The sequence below is a fragment of the Bradyrhizobium sp. Ec3.3 genome, assembly GCF_000472925.1.
Taxonomy (GTDB): domain Bacteria; phylum Pseudomonadota; class Alphaproteobacteria; order Rhizobiales; family Xanthobacteraceae; genus Bradyrhizobium.
Window position 1 is genome coordinate 41,134 of sequence record NZ_AXAS01000037.1, and the last position, 12,896, is coordinate 54,029.

The 12,896-nt window shown below is 61.9% G+C and carries 14 protein-coding genes and 3 pseudogenes; 14 read left to right on the forward strand and 3 right to left on the reverse strand.

Annotated elements, in window-relative coordinates:
• Window positions 1-15: 15 nt before the first annotated feature.
• The 14 genes and pseudogenes from cybH to hypE all read left to right on the forward strand — a co-directional run.
• Window positions 16-753: pseudogene (cybH, locus tag YUU_RS52135) on the forward strand (Ni/Fe-hydrogenase, b-type cytochrome subunit); the annotation flags it as partial.
• 15 nt (window positions 754-768) lie between these two features.
• A complete protein-coding gene (locus tag YUU_RS61450; RefSeq protein ID WP_027525733.1) occupies window positions 769-1,350 on the forward strand; it encodes a HyaD/HybD family hydrogenase maturation endopeptidase in 582 nt (193 codons plus the stop codon).
• Window positions 1,351-1,380: 30 nt separating this feature from the next.
• Window positions 1,381-1,668: pseudogene (locus YUU_RS61455) on the forward strand (HypC/HybG/HupF family hydrogenase formation chaperone); the annotation flags it as partial.
• A gap of 177 nt (window positions 1,669-1,845) precedes the next feature.
• Window positions 1,846-2,127: a hypothetical protein gene (locus YUU_RS61460; RefSeq protein WP_245288129.1), complete on the forward strand. Its 282-nt coding sequence runs from the start codon at window positions 1,846-1,848 to the stop codon at window positions 2,125-2,127.
• A gap of 163 nt (window positions 2,128-2,290) precedes the next feature.
• Window positions 2,291-3,142: a hydrogenase expression/formation protein gene (locus YUU_RS0130000; protein WP_027525692.1), complete on the forward strand. Its 852-nt coding sequence runs from the start codon at window positions 2,291-2,293 to the stop codon at window positions 3,140-3,142.
• Between the two features lie 55 nt (window positions 3,143-3,197).
• Window positions 3,198-3,335, forward strand: coding sequence for a rubredoxin (locus YUU_RS52150; RefSeq protein ID WP_371260513.1), 138 nt, complete (start codon window positions 3,198-3,200; stop codon window positions 3,333-3,335).
• Window positions 3,336-3,429: 94 nt separating this feature from the next.
• Window positions 3,430-3,825: a [NiFe]-hydrogenase assembly chaperone HybE gene (hybE, locus tag YUU_RS52155; RefSeq protein WP_245288130.1), complete on the forward strand. Its 396-nt coding sequence runs from the start codon at window positions 3,430-3,432 to the stop codon at window positions 3,823-3,825.
• Window positions 3,822-4,901, forward strand: coding sequence for a nickel-dependent hydrogenase large subunit (locus YUU_RS0130015; protein ID WP_027525693.1), 1,080 nt, complete (start codon window positions 3,822-3,824; stop codon window positions 4,899-4,901). The genes hybE and YUU_RS0130015 overlap by 4 nt, the downstream gene beginning before the upstream one ends.
• The gene (gene hypA / locus YUU_RS0130020) at window positions 4,894-5,235 is read left to right on the forward strand and encodes a hydrogenase maturation nickel metallochaperone HypA (protein ID WP_027525694.1); all 342 of its coding nucleotides are present in this window, start codon (window positions 4,894-4,896) and stop codon (window positions 5,233-5,235) included. The genes YUU_RS0130015 and hypA overlap by 8 nt, the downstream gene beginning before the upstream one ends.
• Complete coding sequence (gene hypB, locus YUU_RS0130025; protein ID WP_027525695.1) at window positions 5,235-6,128, forward strand: hydrogenase nickel incorporation protein HypB; 894 nt, start codon at window positions 5,235-5,237, stop codon at window positions 6,126-6,128. The genes hypA and hypB overlap by 1 nt, the downstream gene beginning before the upstream one ends.
• Window positions 6,125-8,386: a carbamoyltransferase HypF gene (gene hypF / locus YUU_RS0130030; protein WP_027525696.1), complete on the forward strand. Its 2,262-nt coding sequence runs from the start codon at window positions 6,125-6,127 to the stop codon at window positions 8,384-8,386. Before hypB ends, hypF begins: the two co-directional genes overlap by 4 nt.
• Complete coding sequence (locus YUU_RS0130035; protein ID WP_027525697.1) at window positions 8,386-8,622, forward strand: HypC/HybG/HupF family hydrogenase formation chaperone; 237 nt, start codon at window positions 8,386-8,388, stop codon at window positions 8,620-8,622. Before hypF ends, YUU_RS0130035 begins: the two co-directional genes overlap by 1 nt.
• On the forward strand, window positions 8,619-9,761 hold the full coding sequence (hypD, locus tag YUU_RS0130040) for a hydrogenase formation protein HypD (RefSeq protein ID WP_027525698.1): 1,143 nt from the start codon (window positions 8,619-8,621) through the stop codon (window positions 9,759-9,761). Before YUU_RS0130035 ends, hypD begins: the two co-directional genes overlap by 4 nt.
• Complete coding sequence (gene hypE / locus YUU_RS0130045; RefSeq protein ID WP_027525699.1) at window positions 9,758-10,798, forward strand: hydrogenase expression/formation protein HypE; 1,041 nt, start codon at window positions 9,758-9,760, stop codon at window positions 10,796-10,798. The genes hypD and hypE overlap by 4 nt, the downstream gene beginning before the upstream one ends.
• A gap of 682 nt (window positions 10,799-11,480) precedes the next feature.
• Here hypE and YUU_RS60415 read toward each other — a convergent pair.
• The 3 genes and pseudogenes from YUU_RS60415 to YUU_RS61465 all read right to left on the reverse strand — a co-directional run.
• Window positions 11,481-11,996 (reverse strand): hypothetical protein, encoded by a 516-nt coding sequence (locus YUU_RS60415; protein ID WP_027525700.1) that lies wholly within the window; start codon window positions 11,994-11,996, stop codon window positions 11,481-11,483.
• Window positions 11,953-12,612 carry a GNAT family N-acetyltransferase gene (locus tag YUU_RS52160; protein WP_371260514.1) on the reverse strand — a complete coding sequence of 220 codons (660 nt, stop codon included), beginning with the start codon at window positions 12,610-12,612 and terminating at the stop codon, window positions 11,953-11,955. Before YUU_RS52160 ends, YUU_RS60415 begins: the two co-directional genes overlap by 44 nt.
• Window positions 12,613-12,629: 17 nt before the next feature.
• A pseudogene (locus tag YUU_RS61465) lies at window positions 12,630-12,823 on the reverse strand (branched-chain amino acid ABC transporter permease); the annotation flags it as partial.
• Between the last annotated feature and the right edge of the window lie 73 nt (window positions 12,824-12,896).

Below are 12,896 nucleotides of genomic sequence, written 5' to 3' on the forward strand. Positions count from 1 at the left end.
GGAGGAAGGAACGCCATGATGAGTGCAGTTGCGCCCCCGGCGGAAACTGAGCCGGACCTTGCTGCGGACGCGACCGATGCCGCCGGCGAGCACGCCATCGCGCGGCCCGTGTATATCTACGAAGCGCCGGTGCGAATCTGCCACTGGGTGAGTGCGTTTTCGATTTTCGTGTTGGTGGTTACCGGCTATCTGATCGGAACGCCGCTGCCGTCGTTCGCGAGCGAAGCGTCCGACAGCTTCGTGATGGGCTATATCCGCTTTACCCATTTTGCGGCAGGGCAGGTGCTCGCGGTCTCCTTTCTCACCCGCATCCTATGGGCCTTCGCCGGCAACTACCATTCCCGGCAGATATTCTACATTCCGGTGCATCGTAGGCAGTTCTGGAAGGATGTCTTGCACGAGATCCGCTGTTATGCCTTCCTAGAGCCCAAGCCGAAGATGTATCTCGGCCATAATCCGCTGGCGCAGGCCGCGATGTTCACGTGCTTCACGTTGGGCGTGGCCTTCATGATTGTCACGGGGGTGGCCCTCTATTCGGAAGGCACCGGGAACGACAGCTGGCAGCACAAGCTGTTCGGCTGGGTGTTTGCGATCTGGTCGAACAGCCAGGACGTGCGCACTTGGCACCATCTGGGCATGTGGATGCTGATCATATTCTTTATACTGCACGTCTATGCCGTCATTCGCGAAGATATCATGTCGCGCCAGAGCATCATCTCCTCGATGATCTCCGGTGTACGTCAGTACCGAGACTCGGCGAGCAGGCCGGTGCCGACATGTTTACAGCCAACGCGCATCCTGGTGCTCGGTATCGGCAACATTCTTTGGGCAGACGAAGGGTTTGGGGTGCGAGCGGTGGAAGAATTCCATCGCCGCTACGCCGTACCCGATAACGTCACCATCCTGGACGGGGGTACACAGGGGCTCCAACTTGTAAACTATCTTCGGGAAGCTGACTGCCTGATCGTATTCGACGCGGTCGATTATGGCCTGGAGCCTGGACAGTTGAAGGTCCTGCGTGACGAGGACGTGCCGCGCTTCACCGGCGTTAGGAAGATGAGCCTGCATCATACCAGTTTTCAGGAGGTTATCAGTGCAACTGATCTGCTCGGACATTGCCCAAAACACCTCGTGCTGGTCGGTTGTCAGCCACTCGACCTCGAGGACTGGGGCGGGTCCCTGACACAGGCGGTGCGCAATCAGATCGATCCTGCGGTTGAACTTGCCAGCTCAATCCTAGCTGAATGGGGCGTGAAGGTAACGGCACGCATTGCACCATTGCGGGAATCCGAGTGGTTGCTCGCCAACGGCATCGATCACCTGCATTACGAGATGAGAGCGTGGACCTGAACGGTCAGCGAGCTGTCGGAGACATCGCAGATGTGTCTTGGTTTGCCCATGACGATTATCGAAACCGACGGAATCTCGGCGCTTTGCGAGTTTCGCGGCGTACGGCGGCGTGTCTCGGTACTTTTGCTCTCCAGTCCGCCTGTCCATGCCAAGGTGCTGGTCCATGTCGATACGGCGGTTCGGCGTCTAGAGGATCAAGAAGCGCGACTGATTGCCGATGCGATTGAAGGCATCGGCGCAGCGCTCAATGGCGACGCTTGCGATCGCTTCTTCTCCGACCTGATCGACCGCGAGCCGATACTGCCCGAGCATCTCCGGCTCGACCTGGCAAATGGCCATCTTCGGCACTCCAACACGAACGATACGACAAGTGCCGGGCTCAGGAAAACTGCTGCGAAGCTGGAAGACGAGCCTCTGGTCCAAAAAGATGACTGTGATCCGGTCTCAGCAGCGGCCTTTTCCGCATGGGAAAGTATCTGACATGGTCAGAACCGGATGGCTTATGCAGCAGGAACGCCTGATGTGCGGCGACGCGGCCGGCCCGAGGTCGATTTTACTTGCCTTGATCGCTCTCCAGCCGCGTCCGATGAGGCAGGAGCGGTGACCGTGTTGTTGTCGGCGGGCGATCCCGAAAGACTTGCGGAGGCGACTGACGCTGCCGGCGTTCCGCCCGAGCTGATCAACGAGTGTGTTGGGCGGCTGCGTGGCGCGGTGATCGCACGCAAGGCCGAGAGTGACCTCGCTCAGGGCTCTTTATGCGAGTGCAGCCGATGGTGATGTGGCTCGCCAAGGCGCAAACACTCGGGCTGATCGCAAGAACAATTAAGGCTTGGTCAATCTATGTCGACCGTATCTCCAAGCCGATCGGCCGACTACCCCGAGGGGCGGCCGCAGTCGTAGGAGCCGCTGTCTCGTACCATAAATCACAGGGTGTCGGACTATGAAGGCGGGCTTCTGGTCAGAGGCTGAAGACGCGGAGCAGCCAGTCTACCGCGAGCAGAGCTTGGACGCAGCTGGCGGCATCCTGACCGCAGCGGGCGCTTTGGCGAGGCTTGCGTCGCTCGACAGTGTGGAACTGGCCAGGAAGTGCCCGAGGGCGGTCGAGCTATTGTCGAACCTCGCCATCACTATCGCCAGCCAAGAGGTCGCCGCCTCGACGCGACTGTTCAGGCTCGGCAATCTCGACGATCTCGAACGCAAGCTGATTGCCGATGTGCTCGGCGAAGGCGAAGTGGCCGGCCTCATCGCGCTGCCGGGTGGATCGCTCGCGCAAATCCAGGAATCGGTGCTGGCCGGGATCTGGCGCGTGTGGCTCGAGACGGATGAGGCATCCGAGTATCTCGAGGTCGGGGCCATCCCGGAAATCGTGAAGCGCGCGGCCGCCGATTTCACGACAGTAGATTTCGAGATCGGGCAGGTGCCGGAGGGCTCGATGAACGTGCTGCCGGTGCTTGCTGAAATCCGAGAGCGTGCGCTGGCCTGGCGCCCGGGCATCCTCTCGCAGATCATCAATTTTACGCTGCTGCCGATGAGTCCGGTCGACATGAGCTTCCTCCATGAGACGATCCGGAACGGACCGATCCAACTCGTCTCGCGCGGCTACGGCACATGTCGCATGTTTGCGACCGGAATCCGCAATGTCTGGTCGGTGCAGTTTTTCAATGCGATGGACACCATCATCCTCGACACGCTCGAAGTCGGCGGCGTGCCGAAGGCCGCGCTCGCGGCCGACGAGGATTTCGAGGATTCCGCCGAGCGGTTGCGCGAAATCATCGAGGCCTATTTCAAATGAAGGGTTTCGAGCTTTTTGACGTGCGCCAGCATGTTACCGACGGCACGCGGCTGGAATGCGGTATCCGGTCTATGATCCCGCCGACGGCGAGGCGCAGTTCGCGCCTAGCACGCGGATCGCGGCGTTGCCGGAGGACCGGCACCGTCCGAATTGCGACGCCTCGCGATCCAGCTTCCTGGCGATGGAATGGTGATGGGCAAGGCGCATACCCAGCTCAGCGTGGCCAATGCCGTTGTGTGGGGCGAACGGTCGGCCGGCGCTTATCGCAAGATCGGCGATCGCGCGGTGTGCGATCTGCCGATGCGGCGGTCGGTTTCCGCCTTTTCAACGGCACCATCGTCGCCATCATGGTGACGCCCTGGTTCATGACCGTAGTGAGTCAGGCGGACGACCTCGTGCAGAAGGCGTTCGAGCCCCGGCTGCCGTTGAACTTTCCCGAGCGGAATATCGAGTTCGCGCTCAGCGAAGTCGAGGCGCTTGGCCGGATCGCAACTTACTCACTGTTCTCTATGATGTTCGATTTCGCAGACATGATTTGGGTGCTGGCGACGGCAGAGGCCGCGTTCCCGGCCCTGATGCTGCCGGCTAACGCGGCGGAGGCGGTCCACTGGCAAGAGCCCGCGACAAGCACGACCGATCGGTGTGACTTTCTGCATGGCATTGTGACGGAGCGGCATGCATGAGCCCGGCCTTCCGCAACGAGATCGACATCACGGTCTGGCGCGCTGGCCGCACCATCGCGGACGTTGCAATCCTGCCGCGCAGCCGACCGCCTTTGACGCGCCTGTTTGCGGGAAAGCCGGTCGCGTCGTTGCTGTCTGTCCTGCCGCGCCTATTTTCGCCGTGCTCGGCAGCCCATCAGGCGGCATTCCTGTCGGCGGTCGAGGCTGCGCACGGCAAAGCATCCTCTGCCGAGACATTGCAGCGCCGCGTCACGGCCGTGATCGCCGAGCGTCTGACCGAGCTGTTGCGGGGGCTGTTCGTAGGTTGGCGCACGCTGGACGGCCGGAGTGCCGCCGTGGCTCGTGCAGCGATGCTCGCCACGACCGTGCTCAGCGCCGGCGAGGGGCCGTCACGGGGCGGGGCCGTGTCGCAAATCAGGACGTCGCTCAACGCGCTAGGCATCTCAGGCGAGGAGCTGGCGCCCGCGCCGGGTAGCGTACTGGCCACGCATCTTGCGAGCCTCAATGGCAACGCGCTGTCGCTTTCGGTGGTCGAGCAGTCATTCTTGTCAGCGGCCGACGATCTTGATGTCGTCATGCGGATGGTTGCGGACGGCCCGGCCTTTTCCGATGCGCCCGATCTTAACGGCCGCATTCCGGAGACCGGCGTCTGGGCGCGCCGGATCGGGCGTGAGTCGACTGTTCCGCGGGACGCCGGCCCTGCCGAGCGCCTGAACGCGCGGATCACTGAGATAGCCCGGCTTTGCGCCTGGCTTGAAGGCAGGACGCAAGTGCTGGAAAATGGCATCATCGAGAGCTATCGCCTCGGTGCCGGCAAAGGTGCGGCCGCTGTCGAATGCGCGCGCGGCCGGCTTTACCATGCCATTGCGCTCGATGACGACGATTGCATCGTCCGTTTCGAATTCCTGGCCCCGACAGAATGGAATTTCCATGTGCGCGGACCGCTGGTCCGCAGGCTGCGAGGCTCCCTGCCGGCCGACGGGCGGCAGGGACAGGACGCGGTGCGCAACCTCGTCAGCTCGTTCGATCCATGCGTCGGCTTCACACTCAGCTTCCGCGAGGTCGATCATGCATGAAATGGCGCTATGCGAAGGGATCATCGGGATCGTCGAGGAGGAAGCGCGCAAGCACTCGTTCTCCAGGGTGAAGGTGGTATTCCTCGAGATCGGAGCGCTCAGTCATGCTGCGCCGGAGGCGATGACGTTCTGCTTCGAGGCGGTCGCCGCGCGGACCGTCGCCCGAGGCGCGAGGCTCGAGATCGTCGAGACGCCCGCAATAGCCTGGTGCGTGGCCTGCTCGACGAGCATCGAGATCAGGCACCGTTATGGGCCATGCCCGTCCTGCGGCAGTCATCAATTGCAGGTGACCGGCGGGGAAGAAATGCGCGTCAAGGAACTGGAGGTCGACTGATGTGTACGGTTTGCGGCTGCAGTGACAGAAAATGGGTCGTCGAGCATGCACATGATTATGATCATGATCATGGTGGACACCATCATCACCCTCGTGGACCCGGCCACGGTCACCATCATCATGGTGGGACCCATGTTGATGAGCATGGCGACGTCGGGCTGCTCGATTGCGGTGCGAATCCGGCTGGCCGCCGGATTGCCGGCGTGAGCCGCGATCGTATCATCCAGGTCGAACGCGACATCCTCGGCAAGAACGAAAGGCTCGCCGGCGACAACCGCGCACGCTTCCGTGCTGACGGTGTGCTCGCGTTCAACCTGGTCTCGAGCCCCGGCGCAGGCAAGACCTCGCTGTTGGTTCGCGCCGTCGTTGAACTGAAAGACAGCTTTCCGATCGGCGTGATCGAGGGCGACCAGCAGACCTCCAACGACGCCGAGCGGATCCGCGCGACCGGCGTGCCGGCCATCCAGGTCAACACCGGCAAGGGCTGCCATCTCGATGCCGCGATGGTGGGCGCGGCCTACGACCGGCTGCCTCACCTGAACGGCGGCGTTCTTTTTATCGAGAATGTCGGCAATCTCGTCTGTCCTGCGGGGTTCGATCTCGGCGAAGCCTGCAAGATCGTGGTGTTCTCAACCGCCGAGGGCGAAGACAAGCCGCTCAAATATCCCGACATGTTCGCTGCCTCGTCCCTGATGCTGATCAACAAGATCGATCTTCTCCCCGTGCTCAGTTTCGATCTCGCCAGGACTATCGAATTCGCGCGGCGGGTTAACCCCCAGATCGAGGTGCTGACGGTGTCGGCGCGCACTGGTGAGGGATTCGCGGCATTCTATGCCTGGATCCGCAAGCAATCGGAGAAGATGAAGCCGGTCGATATGGCCACCGCGGGATGATCATGCGCGGTGAGACCACGGCTCAGAATGGACAGCGGCTACGCCTGCATGTGCGCGGCGCCGTGCAGGGCGTCGGCTTCCGACCCTATGTCTATGGTCTCGCCGCGCGTTATCGCCTCGGCGGCTTCGTCGCTAACGATCCGCACGGCGTTGTGATCGAAGTCGAGGGCGAGCGCATGTCTGATTTCGTCGCTGCACTGCCGCTTGAAAAGCCGCCGCTCGCGCGGATTGACGAGATTTCCATCCAGAGCATCGCTGGCGTCTTGAGCGACGAATTCTGCATTCGCGCCAGCGAGCAGGGCAAGGTGTCGACGCGGATCGTCGCGGACGCCGCGATCTGTCCGCAGTGCCTGAGCGAGCTGTTCGATCCGAGCAGCCGCTTCCATCTTTATCCCTTCGTCAATTGCACCCATTGCGGTCCGCGCTATACCATCGCCGAGCAGCTGCCCTATGATCGCTCCGCCACGGCGATGAAGCGCTTCGCCATGTGCGCGGCGTGCGCGAGCGACTATGCCGACCCCACAAGCCGGCGATTCCATGCCGAGGCGATCGCCTGTCCGCAATGTGGCCCGAGGCTCAGCCATAGTGCCGGGGAGATCGCCGCTGCGATCGCTGCGGGCAAGATCGTCGCGATCAAGGGGCTCGGCGGCTATCAACTCGTCTGCGACGCGCGCGACGATAGTGTCGTGCAGCGCCTGCGCCGGCGGAAACAGCGGGACCAGAAGCCTTTTGCCGTGATGGTGGGCTCCGTCGATGCGGTTTCGGAGATCGCCGTGTCCAACATGGCTGAACTTGCCCTGCTGGAATCCTCGCCGCGGCCGATCGTGTTGTTGATGTCACGCCAACGGCTTGCATCCGTGATCGCACCGGAGCTGTCGCGCATCGGCGTCATGTTGCCGGTCGCTCCGCTACATCACCTGGTGTTCGATGAACTGAATTCGAGCCATCCGCGGACGGACAAAAACTGGGCGATCGTCGCAACCAGCGCCAATCCGGGTGGCGAGCCGCTTTTGATCGACAATCGGGAGGCGGAGCAGCGCCTTGGCGCCATTGCGGATCTTATCGTCACCCATGATCGCGACATCGCGACGCGCGTCGACGATTCGGTCGCGTCGGTCGTGGCAGGACGGATGCGGTTCATTCGTCGGGCGAGGGGCTATGTTCCCGAGCCGGTCCGGCTTGCGCGGTCGCTGCCGCCCGTGCTCGCCGTCGGCGGTGCCTTGAAATCGACAGTCACGGTCACGCGTGGCAACGAGGCCTTCGTATCCCAGCACATCGGCGATCTCGATACCGCGGAAGGCATCCGCTTCTTCGAGGAAACTGTCCGGCACCTGATCGCGACACTGGATGTCGAGCCGGTCGTCATTGCGCATGACCTGCATCCCAACATGGCATCGACCCGCTTCGCCGAGGCGAGCAGCCAGCGGCTGATCGCTGTCCAGCATCATCATGCTCATGCTGCCTCGGTCATGGCGGAGTACGGTATCGAGGGATCTACGCTCGCGCTCGTGCTCGATGGCTTCGGCTATGGCAGCGATGGCGGCAATTGGGGCGGCGAAATTCTGCTCTGTGAAGGAGCGCGCTTCCAGCGGATCGGACATCTGGCGCCGCTCAAGATGCCGGGCGGAGAGCGCGCTGCGCGCGAGCCATGGCGAATGGCGGCGAGCGTGCTGCATTCTCTGGGGCGCGGCGAGGCGATCCCGCGCCGGTTCGCGAGCCGGCCGCAGTCCGCGCGCCTCTGCGCGTTGCTCGACCAATCCGACGTGCCCGTGACGACCAGCGCCGGCCGGCTGTTCGATGCGGCGGCAGGATTGCTTGGTCTCTCTTCCGTCCAGAGCTATGAGGGCGAGGCCGCGCTGAAGCTGGAGGCGCGCGTGCGCGGCTGCCGTGTCGCAGACGATGGGTGGGTCATCGAAGACAGCGTGCTGTCAATGCACCCGCTGCTCGATCGCCTTAGCGCCGATGCGCTCGATCCGACCGAAGGAGCCGAACTCTTCCATGGCACCTTTGTCGCCGCTTGCGTTGACTGGATCGCGCGTGCGGCGCAGCAGACAGGCCTCACGAGCGTGACTTTAAGTGGCGGCTGCTTCCTCAATGCCATCCTTGCTGAAGAGATCGAGCGCGGCTGCCTCGCCGTCGGTCTCAGGCCGTTGCTTCCGCGCCAGGTGCCACCCAACGACGGTGGCCTGAGCCTCGGGCAGGCCTGGATCGCGGCCCTGCTACTCCTCGACCACCAAGGCTCAGAAGGAATCGCCTGATGTGTCTCGCCATACCCGCTGAGGTCAAGAAGCTTCTCACTGAGAATATGGCCGTGGTCTCCATCGATGGCGTCAGCAAGGAGATATCCGTAGCGCTGATTGAGGATATCGCCATCGGCGACTACGTGATCATCCACGTCGGCTACGCTCTGGCCAAGATCGATCCGCAGGAGGCGAGGCGCACGCTCGAGCTCCTGCGCGAGCTCAGCATCGAAGGGCAGCGAGCCTCGCAATGAAATATGCCGACGAATTTCGCGACAAGGCGATTGCGCTGGGGCTGTCGAAGACGATCCACGCCGCGGCCGATCCGGAAAGATCCTATCGCTTCATGGAATTCTGCGGCGGCCATACGCACGCGATCTCGCGCTATGGCCTTGAGGACATCCTGCCGAGCAACGTGCGGATGATCCACGGCCCCGGCTGCCCGGTCTGCGTGCTGCCGGCCGGGCGAATCGATATGGCGATCCGGCTCGCCGAGCGGCCCGATGTCATCCTGTGCGTCTATGGCGACCTGATGCGTGTGCCGGCTTCGCAAGGTGCTTCGCTGCTCAAAGCAAAGGCCGGCGGTGCTGATATCCGCATGGTCTATTCCACCATCGATACGATCCGGATCGCAGAGGAGAACCCCGCCCGCGAGGTCGTGTTCTTCGCCATCGGCTTTGAGACCACGGCGCCGCCGACGGCCGTCGCGGTCCGTCTGGCCGAAAAAAAGCAGCTTTCGAATTTCAGCGTGTTCTGCAACCACGTGCTGACGCCGCCGGCGATGCAGAACATTCTGGAGAGCCCCGACATCGGCAATATCCGCCATGTCGAGATCGATGGTTTCGTCGGGCCGGGCCAGGTCTCGACCATCATCGGCACGGCGCCTTACGGGTTTTTCGCCGAGGAGTTCGGCAAGCCGGTCGTGATCGCCGGTTTCGAGCCACTCGACATGATGCATGCTATCCTGATGCTGGTCGGGCAAGTCAACGAGCATCGCCACGAAGTGGAAAACCAGTATCGCCGCGCGGTGACCCGCGACGGCAATCTGCGTGCCAAGGAGGAGATTTCCGACATTTTCGAGCTGCGCGACCAGTTCGAATGGCGCGGGCTGGGTCAAGTGCCCTATAGCGGTCTGAAGCTGAAGCGTGCGTTCGCCAAATATGACGCGGAAGTCCGCTTCGACATGAACGAGCTTCGCGTTGCCGACAATCCCGCCTGCGAATGCGGGGCCATCCTGCGCGGGGTGAAGAAGCCGGTCGACTGCAAGCTGTTCGGCACGGTCTGTACGCCGGAAATGCCGGTGGGGTCCTGCATGGTCTCCTCAGAAGGCGCCTGCGCCGCGCATTGGACCTATCGCCGCTTCCGGGATCAAGAGCAGAGGGGAGCGTCATGACAGGCCATCAACGCAAGCTCGACATCAGGAATGGCTGCATCGACCTGTCTCACGGCTCCGGCGGCCGTGCGATGGTGCAGCTGATTTCGGGGCTGTTCCACGAGGCCTTCGGCAATGAATGGCTGGCGCGCGGCAATGATCAGTCGGCCTTCGACGTCGGCGCCGGTCGCTTGGTGATGACGACCGATGGCTACGTCGTCTCGCCACTGTTCTTTCCGGGCGGGAATATCGGTTCGTTGGCCGTGCACGGCACGGTCAACGACATCGCAATGGCCGGGGCGAGGCCGCTTTACCTGTCGGCGAGCTTCATCATCGAGGAGGGGTTTCCCTTCCGCGACCTCAAGAGAATCGCCGATTCCATGGGAGAAGCAGCGCGATTGGCCGGCGTCCACATCATCACGGGCGACACCAAGGTGGTCGAGCGCGGCAAGGCCGACGGCCTGTTCATCTCGACAGCCGGCATCGGTGTGGTTCCCGACGGGCTCAATCTCTCCGCGGAGACCGCATGCGTCGGAGACCGCGTTCTGATCTCGGGCACGCTCGGCGATCATGGCATCGCCATCATGTCCAAGCGGCGGAACCTCGCCTTCGAAACCGAGATCGCGTCCGATTCGGCGGCGCTGCACGATCTCGTCCAGAAGATGGTTCAGGCCGGAGCCCCCGGCATTCGCCTGATGCGTGACCCCACGCGCGGCGGGCTTGCCGCGACCCTGAACGAGATCGCCCAGCAATCCGACGTCGGCTTCCGCTTACAGGAAGAGGCAATCCCGGTGAAACCGGGCGTGGCGGCGGCCTGCGAGCTCCTCGGACTCGATCCGCTTCATGTCGCCAATGAAGGCAAGCTGGTTGCGATCGTGTCGCCCGATGTCGCCAATGCCGTGCTCGCTGCCATGCGGGCGCATCCGCTCGGCTGCGATGCCGCCGACATCGGCGAGGCGATCGCCGACATGCGTCATTTCGTGCAGATGATCACCAGTTTTGGCGGCGGCAGCATCGTCGACTGGCTATCGGGCGAGCAACTGCCGCGCATTTGCTGAGGATGAGGCATACAGGATAGGACTATGGCACGTTGACCGGCGGCATGGACACGGTCGCGTGCGGCGCGAAAGCATCTTGGTGGCGGCCCTTTACCACCAACATGATTGCAAATGCCACAATGAGAAGCAGGAACTTACGCATTCGACGAAGTTATCCCGGAAGCTGTATCGCAATTGTGAAGCTCATAACATCATGAGCTGAATGGGACTAAATAATATTGGCGCACAAAGGACTCGGTGGCTCGTTGAACAGCTCCTAGTTATTCGATTTCTTTGCTCGCGCCGCAAGTCGGCTAGCCATCCTCAGATGCGCCGGAAAAATGCACTTACGCCCGGAAACAGCAGGATTGTTGCGTCGAATTCGAATAATTTTTGACGTTTCAGGCAGTCAACCGGACACTTTCCCCTTTGGTGCAATCGAGGGCTGTATGATGCACAGCCATGACCTTGTTTCCGCTAGCCTACTGGCGCTGACCGCGACGGGCCTCGCGCTGCTCTGCTCGAGCCTGCTCGCCTTCGCCTTCATTTGAAGTCAACGTAGCGTTCGCGCCTCGCGGCTTAAGGTTGGCCCAGCAACGATGGCTAACTCTCAAATGACTAAGAATCAAGAAAGCGCAAGTTGGATCCACGGCAAACCGCGCGATCTCTGCCGGCGTGGATTTGCGCAGTCGCAGGGCTTCTTTCATGGCCTGTGTCGCCTGCACGAACCCTCGTAAGCCGCATGCTGGAATCGGACGCTCCTGAAGAGATCGACAATAGTCTTTGCCGGTGAATAGATGCGGACAGGGACATTCTCGATCGTGTGGTGTTCGATACCCTTGTCGAACACATTGGGTCCAAAGCGGATAATTTCAATTCCGGGACGCTCGATCCTCGGCCGCCATTCGCGCGCCTTTAGGAAGGCTTCCAGGACATCCTCGTCCGACGCGGGTGTCCCACCCAACGCGGTCTCCCTTGGATACGCATAAATCCCACCCGAAAGCTTCCTGAGTGTGCAGCTCTCAACCGATTCCCTCAAGGTGCTGGTCGACAGATCCCGACCCACGGGCCAAATCCGCCCGTCGATAGGCGTACCCCGGCTCAAATGCCGTTTAAGTTCCTCGAGTGGCGGGCCGCGCGCTTCAGCAAGACGTTCGGCCTCGGCCCTGATCGGCTCACCGCCCGCGCCATGGACGAGTGTCCGCTCCTCCGAGAGCATGCCCCGCGGCTTCCAATGCAAGTCTTACAGCCGTTGAATCCGGGCCGGAGCGGGACAGTGCGCGTTGCCGCCGAGAGTCTAATCGCGATCGCCCCTTAGCAATACCTTGCGGACGTGGGCTAGCGAGGCATTGCAGCGGCAACTTCAGGCGTGGGCCGATCTCTGCAAAGCCAGCCTTGAAGTACAATGCCAAGCTGGAGTTGCGGCTCCACATCTGCTGCTTGGGCGCCGCCAATTCAAGTTGGCCCCAGGACTTTACCCTCCCCAGGCCTACGGCAGCCTCAATGAGACGCATCGCAACCCCTGACGATCGCTGGTCCGGCACCACGTAGAGTTCGGTGATCGTGGCGTACCTTCCGCGCGCGAAAAGAGCCGCGCTTTCCGACAACATGATGACGCCGACCGGGCGATCCTCGGCGAAAGCTAGGAACCCATAGATACGCTCTTCCATAGCAAGGAGTTCGGCTACAAGCTGGGTATCTGGCCCGGCTTGTACCTGGCCGCGCCCAAGTTCGGCGGCTAGCGCAGCAACCATGTGGGTCACCGTTGGGGCGTCATCGACAGACACTTCGCGCGTCGTTACCATATGTGATCCTCCTCCGAGCTCAAGCAACATGGCATCCGATTAAGCGGCAGCATCGCGACCAGCGTGGTCGCCAGCGCGACCGCAAACGACGTTCCACGCACCACTCGACTGACGAAGGCCAGCGCCGCTAACAGCAGTATCGCGCCTTGAGCGAAGTTCAGGACACCGGAGGCCTTGTAAATCAGCCAAAACTGATGGCGATCAGCAAATGTATTCCCCCGGAGAGCAGCGCGAGAGCTATTAACCGACATCGTTGTCCAGTGGCTAAATCCTCTCAGACAATCTTCGAATGCGCGAGTCCAAGACAAACTCTT

Bases quoted from the DNA above. Each gene is read 5' to 3' on its own strand.
- YUU_RS60415 (WP_027525700.1), bottom strand. From the start codon at position 11,996: ATGCTCTCGGAGGAGCGGACACTCGTCCATGGCGCGGGCGGTGAGCCG.
- YUU_RS61460 (WP_245288129.1), top strand. From the start codon at position 1,846: ATGGCTTATGCAGCAGGAACGCCTGATGTGCGGCGACGCGGCCGGCCC.
- hypF (WP_027525696.1), top strand. From the start codon at position 6,125: ATGATCATGCGCGGTGAGACCACGGCTCAGAATGGACAGCGGCTACGC.
- hypD (WP_027525698.1), top strand. From the start codon at position 8,619: ATGAAATATGCCGACGAATTTCGCGACAAGGCGATTGCGCTGGGGCTG.
- YUU_RS0130035 (WP_027525697.1), top strand. From the start codon at position 8,386: ATGTGTCTCGCCATACCCGCTGAGGTCAAGAAGCTTCTCACTGAGAAT.
- YUU_RS0130000 (WP_027525692.1), top strand. From the start codon at position 2,291: ATGAAGGCGGGCTTCTGGTCAGAGGCTGAAGACGCGGAGCAGCCAGTC.
- YUU_RS52150 (WP_371260513.1), top strand. From the start codon at position 3,198: ATGCGGTATCCGGTCTATGATCCCGCCGACGGCGAGGCGCAGTTCGCG.
- YUU_RS52160 (WP_371260514.1), bottom strand. From the start codon at position 12,612: ATGTTGCTTGAGCTCGGAGGAGGATCACATATGGTAACGACGCGCGAA.
- hypA (WP_027525694.1), top strand. From the start codon at position 4,894: ATGCATGAAATGGCGCTATGCGAAGGGATCATCGGGATCGTCGAGGAG.
- YUU_RS0130015 (WP_027525693.1), top strand. From the start codon at position 3,822: ATGAGCCCGGCCTTCCGCAACGAGATCGACATCACGGTCTGGCGCGCT.
- hypB (WP_027525695.1), top strand. From the start codon at position 5,235: ATGTGTACGGTTTGCGGCTGCAGTGACAGAAAATGGGTCGTCGAGCAT.
- hypE (WP_027525699.1), top strand. From the start codon at position 9,758: ATGACAGGCCATCAACGCAAGCTCGACATCAGGAATGGCTGCATCGAC.